This window comes from Streptomyces sp. LS1784 (assembly GCF_020103755.1).
Lineage (GTDB): Bacteria > Actinomycetota > Actinomycetes > Streptomycetales > Streptomycetaceae > Kitasatospora.
Genome location: NZ_JAHSQD010000123.1, coordinates 1 through 17,602 on the forward strand (window position 1 = coordinate 1; position 17,602 = coordinate 17,602).

Annotated in this window: 15 protein-coding genes and 2 pseudogenes; 6 read left to right on the forward strand and 11 right to left on the reverse strand. The window is 71.7% G+C overall.

Annotated features, from left to right (window positions below; all coding sequences use genetic code 11):
* Nucleotides 1–537: 537 nt before the first annotated feature.
* A complete protein-coding gene (locus KS423_RS16835) occupies nt 538–1,128 on the reverse strand; it encodes a hypothetical protein (RefSeq protein ID WP_224280070.1) in 591 nt (196 codons plus the stop codon).
* A gap of 16 nt (nt 1,129–1,144) precedes the next feature.
* Nucleotides 1,145–2,116 carry an aldo/keto reductase gene (locus KS423_RS16840; protein WP_224280072.1) on the reverse strand — a complete coding sequence of 324 codons (972 nt, stop codon included), beginning with the start codon at nt 2,114–2,116 and terminating at the stop codon, nt 1,145–1,147.
* An 882-nt stretch (nt 2,117–2,998) separates the two neighbouring features.
* Between KS423_RS16840 and KS423_RS16845 the strand changes: the two are divergent.
* Nucleotides 2,999–3,940, forward strand: a pseudogene (locus KS423_RS16845) (HAD-IC family P-type ATPase); the annotation flags it as partial.
* Nucleotides 3,941–4,048: 108 nt separating this feature from the next.
* A complete protein-coding gene (locus tag KS423_RS48505) occupies nt 4,049–4,375 on the forward strand; it encodes a hypothetical protein (protein WP_374119968.1) in 327 nt (108 codons plus the stop codon).
* A gap of 135 nt (nt 4,376–4,510) precedes the next feature.
* Here KS423_RS48505 and KS423_RS16855 read toward each other — a convergent pair whose 3' ends face one another.
* The 4 genes from KS423_RS16855 to KS423_RS16865 all read right to left on the reverse strand — a co-directional run bounded on the left by KS423_RS16855 (nt 4,511) and on the right by KS423_RS16865 (nt 8,695).
* A complete protein-coding gene (locus KS423_RS16855) occupies nt 4,511–5,314 on the reverse strand; it encodes an ABC transporter permease subunit (RefSeq protein ID WP_224280074.1) in 804 nt (267 codons plus the stop codon).
* Nucleotides 5,311–6,258 (reverse strand): ABC transporter ATP-binding protein, encoded by a 948-nt coding sequence (locus KS423_RS16860; RefSeq protein WP_224280076.1) that lies wholly within the window; start codon nt 6,256–6,258, stop codon nt 5,311–5,313. Before KS423_RS16860 ends, KS423_RS16855 begins: the two co-directional genes overlap by 4 nt.
* A gap of 317 nt (nt 6,259–6,575) precedes the next feature.
* On the reverse strand, nt 6,576–6,704 hold the full coding sequence (locus tag KS423_RS47385) for a hypothetical protein (protein ID WP_263454926.1): 129 nt from the start codon (nt 6,702–6,704) through the stop codon (nt 6,576–6,578).
* A 164-nt stretch (nt 6,705–6,868) separates the two neighbouring features.
* A complete protein-coding gene (locus KS423_RS16865) occupies nt 6,869–8,695 on the reverse strand; it encodes an oleate hydratase (protein ID WP_308020205.1) in 1,827 nt (608 codons plus the stop codon).
* A gap of 185 nt (nt 8,696–8,880) precedes the next feature.
* On the opposite strand from KS423_RS16865, the gene KS423_RS16870 reads away from it, so the two are divergent.
* The 3 genes from KS423_RS16870 (at nt 8,881) to KS423_RS16880 (ending at nt 11,509) form a co-directional block, all read left to right on the forward strand.
* Nucleotides 8,881–9,294 (forward strand): universal stress protein, encoded by a 414-nt coding sequence (locus KS423_RS16870; RefSeq protein WP_308020206.1) that lies wholly within the window; start codon nt 8,881–8,883, stop codon nt 9,292–9,294.
* Nucleotides 9,295–9,348: 54 nt separating this feature from the next.
* Entirely contained in the window at nt 9,349–10,023 is a 675-nt protein-coding gene (locus KS423_RS16875) for a CBS domain-containing protein (protein WP_224280080.1), read from the forward strand.
* 172 nt (nt 10,024–10,195) lie between these two features.
* Nucleotides 10,196–11,509: a PP2C family protein-serine/threonine phosphatase gene (locus KS423_RS16880; protein WP_224280082.1), complete on the forward strand. Its 1,314-nt coding sequence runs from the start codon at nt 10,196–10,198 to the stop codon at nt 11,507–11,509.
* A gap of 278 nt (nt 11,510–11,787) precedes the next feature.
* On the opposite strand, the pseudogene KS423_RS16885 reads toward KS423_RS16880, so the two are convergent.
* From KS423_RS16885 to KS423_RS16895, 3 genes and pseudogenes are all read right to left on the reverse strand, one after another.
* Nucleotides 11,788–11,961 (reverse strand): annotated as a pseudogene (locus tag KS423_RS16885) (sodium-independent anion transporter); the annotation flags it as partial.
* A 265-nt stretch (nt 11,962–12,226) separates the two neighbouring features.
* Nucleotides 12,227–12,592 carry a hypothetical protein gene (locus KS423_RS16890; protein ID WP_224280084.1) on the reverse strand — a complete coding sequence of 122 codons (366 nt, stop codon included), beginning with the start codon at nt 12,590–12,592 and terminating at the stop codon, nt 12,227–12,229.
* A gap of 792 nt (nt 12,593–13,384) precedes the next feature.
* Nucleotides 13,385–14,191 carry an exodeoxyribonuclease III gene (locus KS423_RS16895; RefSeq protein ID WP_224280086.1) on the reverse strand — a complete coding sequence of 269 codons (807 nt, stop codon included), beginning with the start codon at nt 14,189–14,191 and terminating at the stop codon, nt 13,385–13,387.
* Nucleotides 14,192–14,542: 351 nt separating this feature from the next.
* Between KS423_RS16895 and KS423_RS16900 the strand changes: the two genes are divergently transcribed.
* Nucleotides 14,543–15,316, forward strand: coding sequence for a GntR family transcriptional regulator (locus KS423_RS16900; RefSeq protein WP_224280094.1), 774 nt, complete (start codon nt 14,543–14,545; stop codon nt 15,314–15,316).
* 313 nt (nt 15,317–15,629) lie between these two features.
* Here the strand turns inward: KS423_RS16900 and KS423_RS16905 are convergent, their stop codons facing one another.
* Both KS423_RS16905 and KS423_RS16910 read right to left on the reverse strand, forming a co-directional pair.
* The gene (locus tag KS423_RS16905; RefSeq protein ID WP_224280088.1) at nt 15,630–16,793 is read right to left on the reverse strand and encodes an ROK family protein; all 1,164 of its coding nucleotides are present in this window, start codon (nt 16,791–16,793) and stop codon (nt 15,630–15,632) included.
* Between the two features lie 338 nt (nt 16,794–17,131).
* On the reverse strand, nt 17,132–17,602 hold a 471-nt coding region (locus KS423_RS16910), incomplete at its 5' end, for a hypothetical protein (protein ID WP_224280090.1).

Sequence of the window (17,602 nt, forward strand, 5' to 3'; positions counted from 1 at the left end):
TGGGTGGTTTGCTGGCGCATTTTCTGATTCTTCTCCTGCGGCGGTGTGACACCGCTGGGCCGGGCCGGTGGTGTCGGGTGCCGGGGCGGGACAGGTGGAGGATGATGCGGGCGGATTCGGCGACTTGACACACGCTTTCGAAGAAGTCGGGATGCCGGCTCATTCGAGGACCTGGAGGCCTCCGCGGAGATCACGCCGTGGAGACGTCCGCTGTCGGCCCCGCGCACCGCGCGCCGAACTCAACGGCCGCCCACCAAAACGCTCGGCGACACGTTCATCCGGGACGAGCGGGTCACCCTGCCGGTCGCCGGGCGCGAGGCCACGCGACCACGCCGACCGGGCTGTTCCTCAACCCCCACCAGCGCCGCCTACAGCACTGCCGTCCGCCCCGACGGCTCCGCCCCGACGGCTCCGCCCCGACGGCTCCGCCCCGGCGGTACTCACCCAGGGGTGGACCGGCGGCCCCTGCCCCGGTCACATCCGCGAGCGTGACCGGGGCGGAGTCCCGCCGGTGGCGAGGGGTGAGCCTGCCGTTCCTCAGGACGCGCTGAACCTCAGAAGGAGGCGGGGGCATGGCGCCGCGACCTCGTCCTCAGGAGGAGGGCCCCATGCCGCGAGTGCGGCGGAAACCCCCTGTGGGCCGGATTCCAGATAGCAGATCATGTTCACCGGGTACCGACTGTTGTCGAACATGTAGCGGTCCATCGGTGTCGGCTCCTCGCTTATTCGCAGCCCTCGCTCTTCGGGTGGGCCGATCCGGTGCCAGTCGGGATGCAGATGGATGGAGCCCAGGATCTCGACCCCGTCACGGTCCGCCTGCCGGTGAATACGAAGCAGATCCTGCGAGCTGCACCAGAATCCCCGGCGGGGGTTTCGGTAGGCGCTTCCGAAGCACGGCTCTATGGAGCTCGAGAACTCTTCGAGCGCCATCGGGTCGGTGGCACGGACGTTGGTCGCGAACTGGACCGAGGTGATGGCCGCGACACCGTCGTCGACGGTGCCGAGCAGGAGGGCGAAACAGGAGGGTGGTTCCTGCGGGGTACAGGCCTCGTATTCATCGCGCGCTACTGAGATGAACGACTTGAGGGCGTCGAATCCGATCAGGGCGGTGTGGGGGGTGAGGGTCACGGCGACTCCTCCTCCTTCAGCCGACATGCGCACGGTGGTCCGCCGCGGTGGTCCGTGAAGCGAGATCCAGCGAGTGAACCTCGGCCGGGGAGAGTTCCAGGGTCGCTCCCGGGGTCAGTTCGGCGAGCTGCTCGGGCGTCCTGCTGCTGGCGAGCGGAGCGACGACATGGGGCTGCGCCCTCAGCCAGGCCAGGGCCACCGCGGCGGGGGCGGTGCCGTGCTCGGCGGCGATCGTGTCCAGCGTCCGGAGCACCGTGCGGCCGCGGGGCGTTTCGCCGTACGGTCGTGCCGCGTCGCTGCGGACGCTGGGAACGGCGGGTGCGCCTTCGCGGTACTTGCCCGTCAGGAATCCCTGCGCCAGGGCGAAGTACGGGACGCAGGAGACGCCCTCGCGCTCGCAGACCGGGGCGATCCCACTCTCGAAGGGCTCGCGTTCCATGAGGTTGTAGGGAGGCTGGACCGCCACGTACGAGGCGAGCCCCGAACGCTTCGAGACCTCAAGGGATTCGGCCAGCCTGGGGCCGCTGATGTTCGAGGCGCCGATATGGCGCACCTTCCCTGCCGTGATCAGCGTGTCGAGTGCGGCGAGGGTCTCTTCGAGGGGAGTTTCCGGGTCGTCCGCGTGCGTGTAGTAGAGGTCGATATGATCCGTCCGCAGACGGCGCAGGGAGTCCTCTACCGCCTGGTGGACGACCTTCGCCGTGAGACCGGACAGTCCGTTCAGTCGGCCTACCTTGGTGGCGATGACGAAACGGTCCCGCTGACCGCGCGCGGCCAGCCAGTTGCCGAGGATGGACTCGGACTCCCCGCCGGTGTTTCCGGGGGCCCACTGGGAATAGGAGTCGGCGGTGTCGATGAAGTTCCCGCCCGCGGCGGCGTAGGCATCGAGGACGCGGAAGGATGTCCGCTCGTCGACGGTCCATCCGAAGACGCTGCCGCCGAGGCAGAGTGGAAAGACGTCGAGCTCGGAATGTGCGATGGTAACCAATGGACGCTTTCTGGGTTCTTACCGGTTTCGGTGGTCGGTTCCGGTGCGGAGGGTGGGGCTCGGCGCGACTTCCCACGTCGCCCCCACCTGAGGGGTCGACTGACGCCCCCGACAGCAATTTCCAATGAATAGCGTGCACTTGATATTCAGTCAGCGCGGAAACCGATACTACCTTCCGGTCCGACGCCATGCCGAGGCGTCGGCTGGATTCCGTCGTGGTCGGGGTGTGCGCCTGCGCCATCGTTCTGCGCTCGAACGGCTCGACGGCGAGGCCGCCCCCGGTGGTTACCGGGCCGAGGCGGGTCGCGGCCGGGTCGTGACCGGGTCGTGGGTCGCAGGCTGTAGGCGCGGGTGGTCCCTTCGCCCGATCTCCCGTGGCAGGAAGGCGATCCAGCCTCGCGGCATGCGAAGGCCATGCGTGCCAGGGCGGTGGCCGGGCGCGGGGTCGGACCAGCGCCCTGCATGGGTGGCGGCGCGCTGGACAGAGGCCTCCACCGCCTTCGCGGCGGAGTGATCGCTTCCGGGACGCCGGTCGTACGAGGCGTTTCCGGCCCCGCGTCAGTGAGCCGAGAGCCGGCGTCCCCGGTGGGCTTGGCCGGCTCGTCGACCAGCGTGAGGCAGGTTGTACCGTCGGCAGTGGGACGCGTTGCAGCTGGATCAGGCAGGATACCGGGAATCCAGTCCGAGGCCGGTTCCTGGACGGCCTCGGCAACGGGCTTGTGGTAGGTACTCGGGCTGCGCGACCACTGCGGGACCTCTCGGAGCGCGTCGCGGGCCTGGTCCCCGTCCATGTCCTCACGGGTCGGGGCGCCGACCGCCTCTTGATCCGGATCTGGACGAACGGGACCGGTTCGCTGGAGGCCTTGCTCGGCAGAGCGACACGCCGAGAGCGCCCCCGTCGTCCGGCTCGCCGACCGGTACGCGGCCTGGTTCCTGCCGCTGTCGCTCGTGGCGGCCGGCCTGGCCTGGCTGGTCAGCGGATCGGCCGTGCGGGCGGTGGCGGTGCTGGTGGTCGCCACTCCCTGCCCGCTGCTGCTCGCCGCACCGGTGGCGATCGTCTCCGGGCTGTCCCGCGCCGCCCGCCAGGGCGTCGTGATCCGCGACGGCGCCGCCCTGGAGACCCTCGGCCGCGCCCGCACCCTCGTGCTCGACAAGACCGGCACCCTCACTACCGGCCGCCCCCGCGTCCTGGACATCGCCGCCGCCCCGGCCGCGACGCGAACGAAGTCCTGGCCCTGGCCGCCTCCGTCGACCAGTACTCCCCCCACGTCCTCGCCCAGGCCATCACCGACGAAGCCCACGCCCGCGCCCTGACCCTCCCGCCCGCCCAAGAGGTCACCGAGGAGCCCGGCCGCGGCGCCACCGGACGCGTCGACGGCACGACGGTGACCGTCGGCAAGCACTCCGACACGGCACTGCCCGCATGGGCCAAGGCCGCCGACAACCGCGCCACCCTGGACGGCGCCGCCGTCGCCTGGATCACCGTCGACGCCCAGCTCGCCGGCGCGATCCTGCTGCGCGACCCGCTGCGCCACGACGCACCCCGCACCCTGCGCCGACTGCGCGAGGCCGACATCACCCGCCTGCTCATGCTCACCGGTGACCGTGCCGAACCCGCCCGCGAGATCGCCGCCGTCCTCGGCCTCGACGACGTCCACGCGCAGCAGACCCCGGCCGACAAGGTCACCGCCGTCACCGCCGTCACCGCCGACGTCGGCGGGCCGCCCGGCCGGGAGGAGCGGCCCCTCGATCAAGCCCGCTGACCGCGGCCCGGCGGGGTCTTTCGCGAGTACTGCCACGTCACTTGAACCGCAGGACCGGGTCTTCGGTGCCCACACGGCTACGGTCTCGCCGAGGTGCGTCGTCGTGCGCCCAGCACCGGGGCCGCAGCCTCGGGAGGCCCGGTCCCGGCTTGCCCGGAACGGTCGGCCCATGCGCGCCGCGGCCGCGGCGGGGATGGTGGTGGGGCAAGGACGAAGACCCGCCAGGGCGGCGGCGAGGCCGGCTGCCCGCCACCTGGCCAACGGTGCGGCCAGCGGTTCCACCAACCCGGTCGCCGACTACCACCTCGTCTACGCCCTGCTGCTCGTCGCGCTGACCGCCACGGGTGCGGGCGACAGTTGGGGCCTGGGCCGCCGCTGGGCCGCCCTCCCGATCGTGCGCGACCACTGCTGGCTGCGCTTTCGGCGCTGCCGCACGGGAACGCCGATGGCCGCTGCGCACGTGGTGCGGCCCGGTGTGTGCCACCGGGCCGAGTAGCGACGAGGCCTCCCGGCCGTGCGGGCAGGCCGGCGGTGTCCCGTCACGCCCCGTGAGGCGCTGCGGGGGGAAGGGCTACGGGCGCCAGGTGCCGCTTCCGATGGCGGCTCCCATGGGCTGTCCGGTGGTCGGGCGTCAGTTGCCCTGGGTCAGGTCCCGGCGGTTGAAGCCGCAGATTCCGATGGCGGCGAAGGACAGGCCGAGTCCCGCGAGCAGTGCGCAGTGGATCCACTGGATGCCGTTCTTGAGCGGTTCGCCGCCCAGGTACCAGTGGAACGGGGACCAGTACTGGATCCAGTGCAGGCCGTTGATCTGCGGGAGGAACGAGTCGCACAGGTAGGCGATGATGGTCACGTAGGCGCCACCCGCGATCGCATGCATGCGGCGGCCGGTGTACGCGCCGATCCCGAAGGCGATCGAGGCGAAGCAGCAGCCGAAGAGCGTCAGTTGGAAGGTCATGGCGGCCAGGTTCGCCGCGCTGAGCGCGGCGAACCGCGCGGGCACCCGGATGGCGAGTTCCACGAGCAGCAGTACCAGGCCGGTCAGCGCGATCGCGGCCAGGACCGCGAGCCAGCGTGACAGGGCCAGCGTGACCCGGCGAACCGGGTACGCCATGACCAGGTCCAGCGTTCCGGCCTCCTCGTCGCCAGCGATCGCACTGGTTCCGGCCGCGGTGGCGAAGACGGCCAGCAGGATCGGCACGAGCAGCCCGAAGACCGTCGAGCCGAAGTAGCCGGCCACGGTGCCGTAGTCCTCCATGTGGAAGGCGTCGCGCATGGACTTCGGGAACGAGTTGACAGCGGTGGCCAGGCCCGAGTTGCCGCCCATGACCGGCCACATCGAGGAGTACATGGCCGCGACCGCGGTGATCGACAGGGCCCAGCCCAGGAATCCGCGGCGGTTGTCCGTCAGGTGTTTGCGCAGGACTGCGATGTTCACGATGCGACGCCCTTCGATCCGTTCCCGTTGGAGCCGTGCTCGTAGAAGGTGAAGAAGATCTCCTCCAGCTCCGGCTCCTGCGCCAGCAGACCGGTCGCCTCGAACCGGGCCGCGGTCTTCAGCAGGGCATCCGGACTCCCGGTCAGGACCGCGTGCAGCACGCTCCCGCCGTCCGGCGCGTCCGTGACGGAGACGTTCTGCAACTGCGGCAGCGCCGCGAACGTCTCGGCACCCGCCCTGCCGCGGAAGGCGATCTCGATCGTGCGGTGCGCCGACTGGCGCAGCTTCTCCACGTCCGCGACGGTGACCAGCTCGCCCTCGCGGATGATGCCGACCCGTCGGCAGGTCTGCTGCACCTCGCTCATCACGTGCGAGGACATGAAGACGGTCTGCCCGTTGGCGCCGGCCTCCCGCACCAGCTCGACGAACCGTTGCTGCAGGAACGGGTCGAGACCGCTGGTCGGCTCGTCGAGCACCAGCAGCTCCGGGGTGTGCATGAACGCCTGCACGACGCCGACCTTCTGCCGGTTTCCCTTCGACAGGGTGCTGATCCGGCGGGTCAGGTCCAGGTCGAGGCGCTCGGCGAGTTCGCTGATGCGCGCGGCCGGGACGCCGCCGCGCAGGTCGCCCAGGTAGGTCAGCGCCTCGCGGCCGGTCTGTCGGCCGTCGATGCGGAAGTCCCCGGCGAGATAGCCGATCCGGCCCCGCGTCCTCGCGTTGTCGCGCGGATCGGAGCCCAGGACCCGTAGCGTCCCGGACGTGGGCCGGATGAGGTCGAGCAGCAGGCGGATCAGCGTGGTCTTCCCGGCACCGTTGGGGCCGAGGAAACCGAACACCTCTCCGCGCTGCACGGTGAGGTCGAGGCCTACCAGGGCGGTCCTGCCGGTCCGGGCGTTCCCGTACCGCTTGACCAGCCCTGTCGTCTCGACGGCGGCGTCGGTCATCGCCCCTGCCTTTCTGCCCGTGTCCGTCACAGACCGTTGTCCGTTTTGAACTCTTCGATGAGATCCGGCACGCGCTCGGTGATGAACGCGAAGAAGTCCCGTGTGACGCTTACCCATTGCGCTTCGGGCCGGTCCTCACCGTCGATCGGCTCGGTGCCTTCGACGAGCTGAGCGCCTCGAGGCTGCCCGGAGCTGCCTGCCGTTCACGGTCCCGGTGATCGGGCTGTCGGGCAGCACCTCGTAGGCGTGCTGCGCTGACCCGGCCGGGCCACGCAGCGCGCGAGCTCGGCGCCGTCCGGAAGGCGTGCGCCGGTCGTTCAGGCGGCAAGGAAGTTGCAGGCCAGCTGGTGCTGCACCCCGAGCGTCCCGGGCGGCGTGTCGCTGGATGTGAAGGCCGGATCGCCCTGACGTCCAGCCGTGGCCTGCCCCAGGGGTCGATGGTCCATGGGGCAGGCCACGGTGGTCCCGGTTCCCCGCAAGGCCGAAGGGGTGTGCCGCTCGATGCCGCCGACCCGGTGTGGCCCGGTCTCCAGCGGTTGCGCACTCCCCGGCGGACCACTCGTGGTCGTCGACCATGCGACAGCGCCGGAATCCTGATGGTCCTTCGCTGTCAGTTGCGGTGCATGGTGTGCAGGGCCTGGGCCAGGACGTGCGGGTCGTGGTGGCCCTTGTGGACGGCCGGGGGCTGCTTCTCCAGGCGGAGCAGGGTCGCTACGGCGGTCCACGCGGTGCGCACGGAGTACTCGACGGTGAAGACGACGTCGTCGGGGACCTCGGCGTACTGGCCGATGAAGGCGAGGTTGGTGGAGCCCTCGGGGACGACCTGCGGCCGGTCGCCGTGGCTGCGGACGAGGAACTGGCTGGTGATGTACGGCATCAGGCAGGGGATGACGGTGGACGTCCCGGCGACCCGCTCCGCGGTGGGGGCGTCCAGCGCGAGCTGTCCGAGGACCTCCTGGAGGATCTCCGCGCCGGTGCATTCGCGCATCGGCTTCTTGACGAAGGTGCCGGGCTTGTCGGGGAACAGGCCGTAGCCCCACCACACACTGACGCCGTCGGGCTGCTGCTGGTAGACGGGTTGGCGGTTGACGACGAGGGTGAGCAGCCAGGGGGAGTCGGTGAGGGTGAGCAGGCCGCCGCGGCCGGTGGCGCGGCCGGTGAACTCCTCCATCCAGTCGAGGAACGCCGGGTCCTTGGCGGTGACGGTGAAGGACTCCCAGGTGGAGTCGTTGATGCTGTGGTCGAAGACGGCCGGGTGGCCGAAGTCCTCGCGTCCGCGGGCGATGCGGTGCCACAGCAGGAAGGAGTCGGGGCTGTGGTTGGTGTGCGGGCCCTCGGGGGCGGTGGTGTGCGTGCCGAGGATGGAGTCGGCGGTCATCGAGCCGTTGGTGACGAACACCAGGTCCTCGGGGGCGACCGGAAGGTCGGCGTGCGGGCCGGTGAAGGCGATGCGCTCGACCGTGGTGCCCTTGGTGCCCGGACCGGTTCGGAAGGCCAGGTCGGCGACCCGGTGGCCGGTGTGGATGCGGACGCCGCGCTCCAGCAGCCAGGCGGTGAGCGGGCGGACGATCGAGTCGTACTGGTTGTACCGGGTCCGGTGGATCCCGGACATCGTCTGGAACTCCGGGAACAGGTGGACGAAGCGCTTGAGGTAGCGGCGGAACTCGATCGCGCTGTGCCAGGGCTCGAACGCGAACGTGGTGCACCACATGTACCAGAAGTCGGTGGTGAAGAAGTCGTCCGCGAAGCAGTCGGTGATCCGCTTGCCGTCCAGCAGGCGCTCGGGCGTGGCCAGGCACTTCACCAGTTCCAGGCGGTGGCGCTCGGAGAAGCCCATGGCGTGCCCGTCCACGATCGCACCGCCCTTGCGGACCAGTCTGGCCGCGTCGTCCCACGGCGACTCCTCGTGTGAGTCGAGGATGTCCTGGGTGGCCGACTTCGCCGGGTCGTCCAGCGACGGGATGCCGGACAGCAGGTCGTAGGTGCAGCGGAACTGCGCCTCGAACATCCGCCCGCCGCGCATCGTGTACCCGGCCTCGGGGGTGCCGCCCGCGTCGAGGCTCCCGCCGATCTCGTCCTGCGCCTCGAAGATGTGGATGTCACCCCCGTCGAATCCCCCGTCCCGGATGAGGAACGCCGCCGCGGAAAGGGCGGCGATGCCGCCTCCGACCAGATACGCCTGTGCCATCGAAAACTCCTCAACTCTGCTGCGCCGAAGCCCTGTGTGTCCGTCCGACCGGGCGGCCCCCGCGGCGAACCGCCGACCGGGACCGGGCCCCTCGAACGGGGCGCGGACGCCAGCCTGCTCCTCGTCACCGAGCGCGGTCTGTGGGCCGTTGGTCACAAGAGGGCGGCACAACGGTCCCGGTCGTGCGGCCTTCGGTCCCGGCCCTGCTCGGAGGCGATTCCGCCCCGGCCGCGAGGTGTCGGGGCTCACTGGCCCCTCCGGCGGGGCATCCGCCAGCCCGCCGCCGCAGCCGTGTCCGCAGGCGGGCGGAAGGTCCCGGCCGCATGGTCCCCTCCGGCCCTTCGCCGCACCGGGCCAGTCGCCCGATGGTGGAGACAACCGCAAACGAGAAGGAGAGCACCGTGACCGAGTAGACCGACACGCAGCGGCGGATCGTGGTCGGCGTGGACGGCTCGCCGTCCTCCATCGACGCGCTGCGCTGGGCCGTGGACCAGGCCCGGGCGCGGGACGTCGTCGTCGAGGCCGTGACCGCCTGGCAGTACCCGGTGGCCACCGGCTGGACCGTCCCCGTCGTGGCCTACGAGAACCTCGCCGACAGCGCGCGCAAGGTGCTCGACGAGGCCGTCGCCGAGGTGACCGACGCCGAGCACAGGGACGGGATCCGCGCCCAGGTGGTGGAGGGCGGCGCCGTGTCGTGCCTGCTTGACGCGGCTCGGGGCGCCGACCTCCTGGTCGTCGGCAGCCGGGGCCACGGCGGCTTCACCGGCGCCCTGTTGGGGTCCGTCAGCCAGCACTGCGTCCAGCACGCGCCCTGCCCCGTGGTCGTGGTCCGCCACCCCAACGACTGAGTGCCCCGCCCCCGCACCGCCCTGCCAGCGCCACTGATAAGGAGAACGCCGACCATGCGACACCGGATCGTGGGAGAGCTGATGACTCACGCCGTCGTGCACGTACGGCCCGACACCGGCTTCAAGGAGATCGCCCGGCTGCTCGCCGAGCACGACATCACCTCCGTACCCGTCCTGGACCAGGAGGACCGCCCGATCGGACTGGTCTCCGAAGCCGACCTGCTGCTCAACGAAGCCGCCCAGGAGGACCCCGCCGGCCTGCTGCTCGCCCCGGACCTGCCGCCGCGTGACCGCGCCCGCAGCCGAGCCGCCACCGCCGAGGGCCTGATGACCAGCCCGGCCGTCTGTGCCCGGCCCGAATGGACCGTGGTCGAAGCCGCGCGGCTGATGCAGCGCGACAGACTCAAGCGTCTTCCCGTCGTGGACGAGGCCGGGCGTCTGGTCGGTATCGTCAGCCGCAGCGACCTGCTGCGCGTGTTCCTGCGGCAGGACCGGGCGATCCGCGAGGAGCTCCTCGGGGACGTCCTGGACCGCACGCTGGGGCTCCCGGCGGGCACCGTCGACGTCCAGGTGCACGAAGGCCGGGTCACCCTGACCGGTACGGTCGAGCACCGCGCCCTCGTGTCGGTGGTGGAGCGGCTGTGCCGGAGCGTGGACGGCGTCGTGGACGTGACCAGCCGCCTCGACTACCGCACGGACGCCACCACGGTCCTGCACCCTGTCTGCTGACCGGGCGCACCGGGGTCGGAGCCGGGAGCCTCTACGGGAACCCGGCTCCGATCGGTGGCGGTCCGCCGCTCCCGTCGACGCCGGCCGGTATCGTTGGATCAGGGGAGTGTGAAGCCCGTCACGGTGCGATTCGGTGTCCGGGCCGCGCGTGTGCCGGAAGGATCTCGAACCAATGCGGCAGTCCAGTGCAGCGGACGCGGCCGGTGCCGGCGAGCAGGCGGACATCGATGTACTCCAGGCCCAGCTCCGGGAGCTGGCCCGCGCCCGGGTGCGGATGAGCAGTCTGCTGCAGGCCGTGCTGGCGATCAGCCGCGACCTGGAGCTCCCGGTCGTTCTGCGGCGCATCGTGACCACGGCGATGGATCTGGTCGGGGCCCGCTACGGGGCGCTCGGCATCCTCGACGAGGACGGCACCCGGCTGGCCGACTTCATCCCGGTCGGCCTGGACGAGGATGAACGTTCCCGGCTGGCCGACACCCCGCTCCCCGCCGGCCGGGGGCTTCTGGGCCGCCTGATCCACGATCCGCAGCCCCTGCGCGTCGACGACATCGCAGTCCACCCGGCCGCTGTCGGCTTCCCACACGGGCACCCGCCGATGCGCACCCTGCTCGGTGTCGCGATCACGGTGCGTGGCCGCGTCTACGGCAACCTCTACCTCGCCGACAAGCGCGGCGACCAGCCGTTCGACCTCGACGACGAGACCGTGGTGATCGCGCTCGCCGGAGCCGCCGGCGTGGCGATCGAGAACGCCCGCCTCTACAACCGGGTCCGAGCCGACTCCGAGCACTTCCAGCGGCTGCTGCTGCCCACACTGCCGGTGCTGGCCCCACTGGTCACCTGGGCGAGCTACCAGCCGGCCACCGAGCCCGCTCTGCTGGGCGGTGACTGGTACGACGCGATGGCCCTGCCGGACGGTACGCGGGTGGCAGTCATCGGCGACGTGGCCGGCCACGACCTCGACGCCGCCGCCGTCATGGCGCAGACCCGGAACATGCTGCGGGCCCTCGCCCACGACGGGGCCACGGCACCCAGCGAGGCGCTCGCCCGGCTCGACCACGCCGTGCACGCCCTGCCCGAGGTCCCGATGGCGACCGTCTGCCTCGCCCGCCTCGAACCAGTGGACGGGGCGTGGAACCTGCGCTGGAGCAACGCGGGTCATCTGCCGCCGCTGCTCGTCACCTCGGACGGCACCGCACACTTCCTCGACTCCGAGCCCGACCTGCCGATCGGAGTCGACCCGAGCCTGCCGCGCGTCGACCACACACATCCGGTGCCCGAGGGCGCGACGCTGGTGCTGTACACCGACGGACTGGTCGAGCACCCCGCCGTGAGCATCGACGCGGGGCTGCGAGTCGTCTCCGAAACTGCTTCGACCTGGGCGGGAAGTCCGTTGGAGAGCCTCGGGAAGGCCTTGATCGACGTCCGCCCGGGAGACCCCCACGACGACCTCGCCGTGCTGGCTCTGCGGGTCCCCCGAGAGACGTGACCCCGTGGAGCGGCTCGACCACGGGTCGGTGAGTCAGGCCGAAGCCCGGGCGGTGGAGACGTCGGCCTGGCGGCTGAGGCGCCACGGGCGCGCTCCTCATGGCCACGGCATGCGGCGCCGGTACGTCGCCTGCGGCCGCGCCACTCCCGACCTCCGCGCCAGCCTCATCATCCGCGCTCTCCCAGCCCATCCAGTCGGTGTCGCCCGGTACCGACGACGGCTTCCACCCCGCCGCTCCGTCCCGGACGGCGTCGCCGACCGCACCCCTGGCCGGTGCCGCCGATGCCGGGGTCGACCCCGGCGATGATCGAGGACGAGATCGCCTCGGGGATCAGTGCGAGCGCGATGACCAAGCCCGCGAGGACCTCGGTGCGCCAGGCCTTCGGGTCGGACAGCCAGTCGAGCTTGAAGCCGCGCACGCGCGCGGTCTCCGAAACGGCAGGAGAGGACAAGGGACCTATCTGTCGTACTCGGGCGCACTCCGCAGCAGGCCGGGGTACGAGGGAAGACGCGGAAGGACCGGGACGGCACCCCGCAGGCGACTTTCCGAGCATGGAGCCGGAAGTCGCGACGGAACACCGGTCAGGCCTGCGAGCGGGCGCGGCCAGGCTCACGTCCGGGGGCGGATCGTCAGGACATGCAGACGGCGGCGCTGGGCATCATTGGCTCGCGCACGCTTCTCTCCTGCGAGAATCGGATCTTCGCCGGGGGTGACGCTCACCCCGACAGGCAGACGCCGGCGCTGCCCGGGGTGGTCGGTGGGTCTGCCGCCATGCGTTCGAAGCAGGCGCGCCAGGAGCCTTCCTGGGGCTGCCAGCCGTGGGCCGTCCTGGCGAGCGTGTTGTCCGCGCCGCGCGCCCACCCCGGCCGGCCGTGGCCCGGTGCGGGCGTCGGTGCGCCGAGTGCGCGGGCGAGCACCGGCATCCAGTCGCGGGCCGCGGCGGGTTCGTCGTCCACCACGTTGACCGCGCCGCTGGGCCAGTGCAGCGCGGCGAGTGCGGCCCTGGCCGCGTCGGCGACGTGGAGGAAGGAGGTCGCCGTGGGGACCTGAGGACCCTGGACGGCGGCCACGGCCGATCCCATACCCTTCCCCAGGCGGTGTGGCTGGGGCTGCTGGCCCACGCCGAGGACTTGGACCTCCAGCCGTTCGAAGCCCCGGACACCGACGCGCTTCCGCCTGGCAATCGAGACCGTGATGCTGGGGCTGCCATCGGAACTCAGGGTCAGCTACCGGAGGCTGGTGATGCCTCCAGAGGCGGTATTACCGCGCGGTGAGCAATAGGCGGCCTGGAATACTCGATCTGCGGCCGGTCCCACGAGCAGGGAGGTCGGAGAACGGCTGCTCCTCTCGCCGTGCATGGTCTCCACCCATCTCCGTCAGCGCTTCCCGAAGCTCGGGGTGACTCCCGGCGCCGCCCTGCGTGACGCGCACGACCGGACCGAGGCGCCGGGGCCGGCCGAACTACGTCAAGTGACGGAAGCGACCGCCCACGGAGCGTTCCTATGGTGTGGCTGGCACCCCTTGCCAGCACACCGTCATGTCCTCGACTTGGACGGGAGAACCGGAAGGGCCCGGTCGGCCCCGCACGCGCGGGGATTGCTCCCGGACCGTCAACCGGTCCGCCGCGAATGCCAAGTCGGCCCTGCACGCGCGGGGACCGTCGCGAGCTGGTCGCTCGTCCGATTGGCGAGGGACCTGTCGGCTTGGCGGTGATGCTGGGATTCTAGAAAACAGGTCGATTCTTCATTGCCCCGCCGAGCTGGTTGGACGCTTGCGGTTCACGTGGGTCGGCGTGAGCCCCCCTGGGCTGGCGTCATGGGGCGAACCCAGGGCCCCAAACAACTGCTGGCTCGTCAACTGTAAGAACTGGACGGTTAGTTAAGGTCGAAGTCGAACTCGGCGGTGACCGGCGCGTGGTCGCTCCAGCGCTCCGCGTGGGAGGCTGCGCGTTCGACGTAGGCCTTGACGGCGGTGTCCGCGAGTTTCTGACTGGCCATCAAATAGTCGATCCTCCAGCCGGAGTCGTTGTCGAAGGCGCGGCCGCGGTAGGACCACCAGGAGTAGGGGCCGGTGCGGTCGGGGTGGAGGGCGCGGACGACGTCGACGTAGCCGGCCTCGTCGTAGACGCGGGAGAGCCAGGCGCGCTCCTCGGGGAGGAAACCGGCGGACTTCTGGTTGGCCTTCCAGTTCTTGAGGTCCTCGGGGCGGTGGGCGATGTTCCAGTCGCCGCAGACGATGACCTCGCGGCCGTCGGCGGCGGCGCGGGTGCGCAGGGCGGTGAGGTGGACGAGGAATTCCGCCATGAAGCGTTCCTTTTCGTCCTGGCGCTCTGTGCCGACCTCGCCGGAGGGGAGGTAGAGGCTGGCGATGGTCAGGCCGGGCAGGTCGATTTCGACGTACCTGCCCGAATTGTCGAATTCCTCAGAGCCGAATCCGATGACCGTGCGCTGCGGCTTCTCGCGGGAGAGGACGGCGACGCCGGCTCGGCCCTTGGTGGCGGCGGGGGCCCAGACCGCGTGCCAGCCGTCCAGGTCGCGCAGTTCGACGGGCAGTTGCTCGGGTTCGGAGCGCACCTCCTGGAGGCAGACCACGTCCGCCTCGGTACCGGCCAGCCACTCGACGAAGCCCTTCTTGGCCGCTGCCCGGATTCCGTTCACGTTCACACTCGTCACCACGATCACCCGGGCAGCCTACCGACTGGCTGTTCCCGGTCCGAACCGTGACGCGCGGCGGCGGGCCGTCTCCGTCGGCCGTCTCCATCGACTGTTCCCGCCGGCCGTCTCCGCCGGATGGTGACAGTGGCTGACAGGAGCTGTCGTGAACGCGGCATGAATACGGGTGGCGGCCCCATCGGGCGGCGCCATTGGTCTTGACCATCTCCGGACGGAGCACCTAGGGTCACTTACTGCAAGGACCTTTAATAAAGAAGGACGGATAAAGGCCCGCTCTCCCACCTGCCGCAATCAGCGGACAGTGGGCCCGGGATCCGCCCTCCTTGTCGCAGGGCGGACAACATCAGGGTGGAGGACACGGTGGGGACGACAGGACAGCTTTCTGCGGTGCCGGAGCCGAAGTACTGGCACCTGCGCACGGTGCTGCTGCGGGCCATCGACTCGGAGTTCTCCACCGGTCAGGTGCTGCCCAACGAGCGCGAGCTCTCGGCCCGCTTCGGCGTCGCCCGGGCCACGCTGCGGCAGGCGCTCGACCAGCTGGAGCTGGAGGGCCGTCTGGTGCGCCGCCGGGGGATCGGCACCCTGATCGCCGCCCCGCGGGTCGGCGTCCCGGTCAGCCGGCAGGAGGAGGGCTGGCCCGGCGCCGCGCGCAGCCAGGCCTGGCGGACGATCGACTGCACCACCGCCCCCGCCTCCGCGCAGCTGGCGAAGAGCCTCGGCATCGCCGAGGGCGCCACCGTGCACACCGTGCGCCGGGTCCGCCTGGTGGAGGGCCGGGCGGTGGCCGGCGAGTCGTTGCACGTCCCGGCCGCCGCCCTGCCGCACCTGCCGGGCTTCCGTGCCGAGAGCGACCGCGCCCGTTCGGTGCTGCGCCAGCTGGAGCGCCTGGAGGTGGACGGTGAGTCCCGCTCGGTCGAGCTGGGTGTCGCCGAGGCCGAGCAGGCCGCCCTGCTGGAGCGCCCGCCCGGCGCGCCGGTCCTGGTCATGACCACCCAGTACGCCTCGGCCGGCCGACTGGTGGCGCTGGCGGTCTCCACCTACCGGGCGGACACCTGCAAGCTGACCTTCGGCGAGGCCGGACTCGTCGAGGTCACCCCGGTCGGCGCGACGGCCGAGGTCCGTACCGCCTCCTGAACCACTTTCCGGAAACCCTCAGGTCGAGGCCCGGACGCCAACTGGCGTCCGGGCCTTTGCCGTTGGCGTCCTCGGAAGCTGCGGCAGGGTGGAGGGGGAGACGTGAACCCGGTCGTGGAGCCGTGGGCGGAGTCCGGGACACCGGAATGCGGCGGGCTGTTCCGGGCGAACGGAACAGCGCGGCGAGCCTCCCTCCGGACGTCGACGCGCTGCCGGTCGACTTCGTCCGCCGGGCACTTGACGTCGCGGAGCGCCGCCTGCGGGGCTGGCCCGGCAGCGCGACCGGCGTCAGGGCTCCGCAGCGCGACCGGCGTCAGGCCCGGGGCGGGTCCACCGCGAAGAGCTGCTCCTCGACCTGGTCGAGGGCGACGCGCAGGGCACCCATCGCCACCACCTCGGAGCCGAGGGCCGCCAGGGCGACCTCGGGAGCGCGCAGGGTGAACTGGGCAAGGCGTTCGCGCAGCGGGTCCAGGACGCCGTCGAGGCCGGCCGCCCACCCGCCGATGACGACCAGCTGCGGGTCGATGGCCAGCACGAGTGCGGCGACGCCCTGGACGAGGCGGGTGAGGAAGCGGTCCATGGCGACCTTGGCGACCTCGTCGCCCTCCCGGGCCAGCCGCAGCACACGGGCCACGGCGGCCTCGTCCAGCGGGTTGAGGGGCTTTCCGGTGGTGGACAGCAGGCGCTCGGGGGTGACCTCCTGGCCGAGCAGGTGCAGGGCGCCGATCTCGCCGGCCGCGCCGCCGAAACCGCGGTGCAGCTTGCCGCCGATGAGGGAGCCGGCGCCCGGGCTGAGACCGGCCATCACGAAGACGACGTCGTCGGCGCCGACCGCCGACCCCTGCCAGTGCTCGGCGATGGCGGCCAGGTTGGCGTCGTTCTCGATCAGGACCGGGCAGCGGAACGAGCGCCGCAGGCGGGCGCCGAGGTCGAGTCCGGTCCAGCCGGGCATCGCGGTGCCCAGCCGGATGGTGCCCTCGCGGTCCACGATGCCGGGGGTGCCGATGCCGACCGCCCACAGGTTGTCCCGGGAGATGCCGGCCTTGCGCAGCACCTCGGCGACGGCGGTGCGGACGGCGGCGAGCCGGTCCTCGGCGTCGAGGGTCTCGTCCACCGGCTTGAAGTGACTGCCCACCACCTCGCCGGTGAGGTCGGACAGGATGACCCGGATGTCGTGCACGCCGATCTCGATGCCGAGGATGTGCCCGGCCTCGGCGCGGAAGCGGAACCAGCGGGCCGGGCGGCCGCGGCGGCCGGTGCCCGGCTGGCCGTCCTCCCTCGGCTGCTCGACCTCGGCGACCAGTCCGGTCTCGACCAGGCCCTCGATCACGCCCTCGACCGTCGGGCGGGAGAGCCCGGTCTCGCCGACGAGCTGAGTGAGGGTCACGGAGTGGCCGTTCCGCAGCGCCCGAAGCGTGACCGCCGCATTGATCCGCCGCAGCAGCGAGGAGTCTCCTCCGGTGAGCCGATCCGCCAATGCGATGCCCTTCGCCGTTCGCGCGACTGCCCTGGCGCGCGGTGTCGAGTGCGCGGTGCCCACCGAATGGCCCGCGGGGGTGCGCCCCCGGAGGACGCGGCACGGCGGCAGGGGGCCGCCTGCGCGGGGGCCGGAGGACAAGCGGAGCCTACCCGGGGACGGGCCCGGGCGGCGAGAATCCCTGCAGCTCATCCCGGCTTCGGTATCGAAATGGTACAGATCGGGTGGCGGTGCGTGATCCGGGCTTCACCGCCCGGCCACGGCGTGCGGGTAGGGGAGTCGCCGGGTCCGCTCCGACCGGCGGTAACGCGCGGAGGAGGGCGTGGGCCGGGCCCCCGTCAGTCCACCCGCGCCGCGAACAGCTGCTGCCCCAGCAGCCCCATCGGGTGCCCGTCCTCCGGCAGTGTCAGCACCGTCGGGCAGCCCGCGGCGGCCAGGGCCGCCCTCCAGTGCTCCGCCGGACGGGCGGCGAGGCCGTGGGCGTCGCCGGTGATCAGCAGGTCGAGCTGTTCGGTGGTGGGTGCGAGCAGCAGCAGCCGGCCGCCGGGGGAGAGCAGCCGGACCAGCGCCGGGACCTCCTCCGCGGTCCGTCCGGTCGCCGTGGCGAGGACGAGGTCGTAGCGGCCGCCGTCGGGGGCGGGATGGTGCTCGGTGTTCTGCCGGGGCCGGGCGGCGAGGGCGCGGGCGACGGCCGGCTCGCCGTCCTCGGGGTCGAGTTCGAGGACGCGCAGCGGCCCCGGTCCCTTGTGGGCCTCGGCGGTGCCGCGCACCAGTGCGCCGAGGGCGGCGCCGAGGTAGCCGCGGGCGGC

Excerpts from the sequence above, each read along its gene's own strand:
- KS423_RS48505 (WP_374119968.1), top strand. The coding sequence starts at position 4,049 with ATGCGCGCCGCGGCCGCGGCGGGGATGGTGGTGGGGCAAGGACGAAGA.
- KS423_RS16880 (WP_224280082.1), top strand. The coding sequence starts at position 10,196 with ATGCGGCAGTCCAGTGCAGCGGACGCGGCCGGTGCCGGCGAGCAGGCG.
- KS423_RS16875 (WP_224280080.1), top strand. The coding sequence starts at position 9,349 with ATGCGACACCGGATCGTGGGAGAGCTGATGACTCACGCCGTCGTGCAC.
- KS423_RS47385 (WP_263454926.1), bottom strand. The coding sequence starts at position 6,704 with ATGGACCATCGACCCCTGGGGCAGGCCACGGCTGGACGTCAGGGCGAT.
- KS423_RS16890 (WP_224280084.1), bottom strand. The coding sequence starts at position 12,592 with ATGGGATCGGCCGTGGCCGCCGTCCAGGGTCCTCAGGTCCCCACGGCG.
- KS423_RS16860 (WP_224280076.1), bottom strand. The coding sequence starts at position 6,258 with ATGACCGACGCCGCCGTCGAGACGACAGGGCTGGTCAAGCGGTACGGG.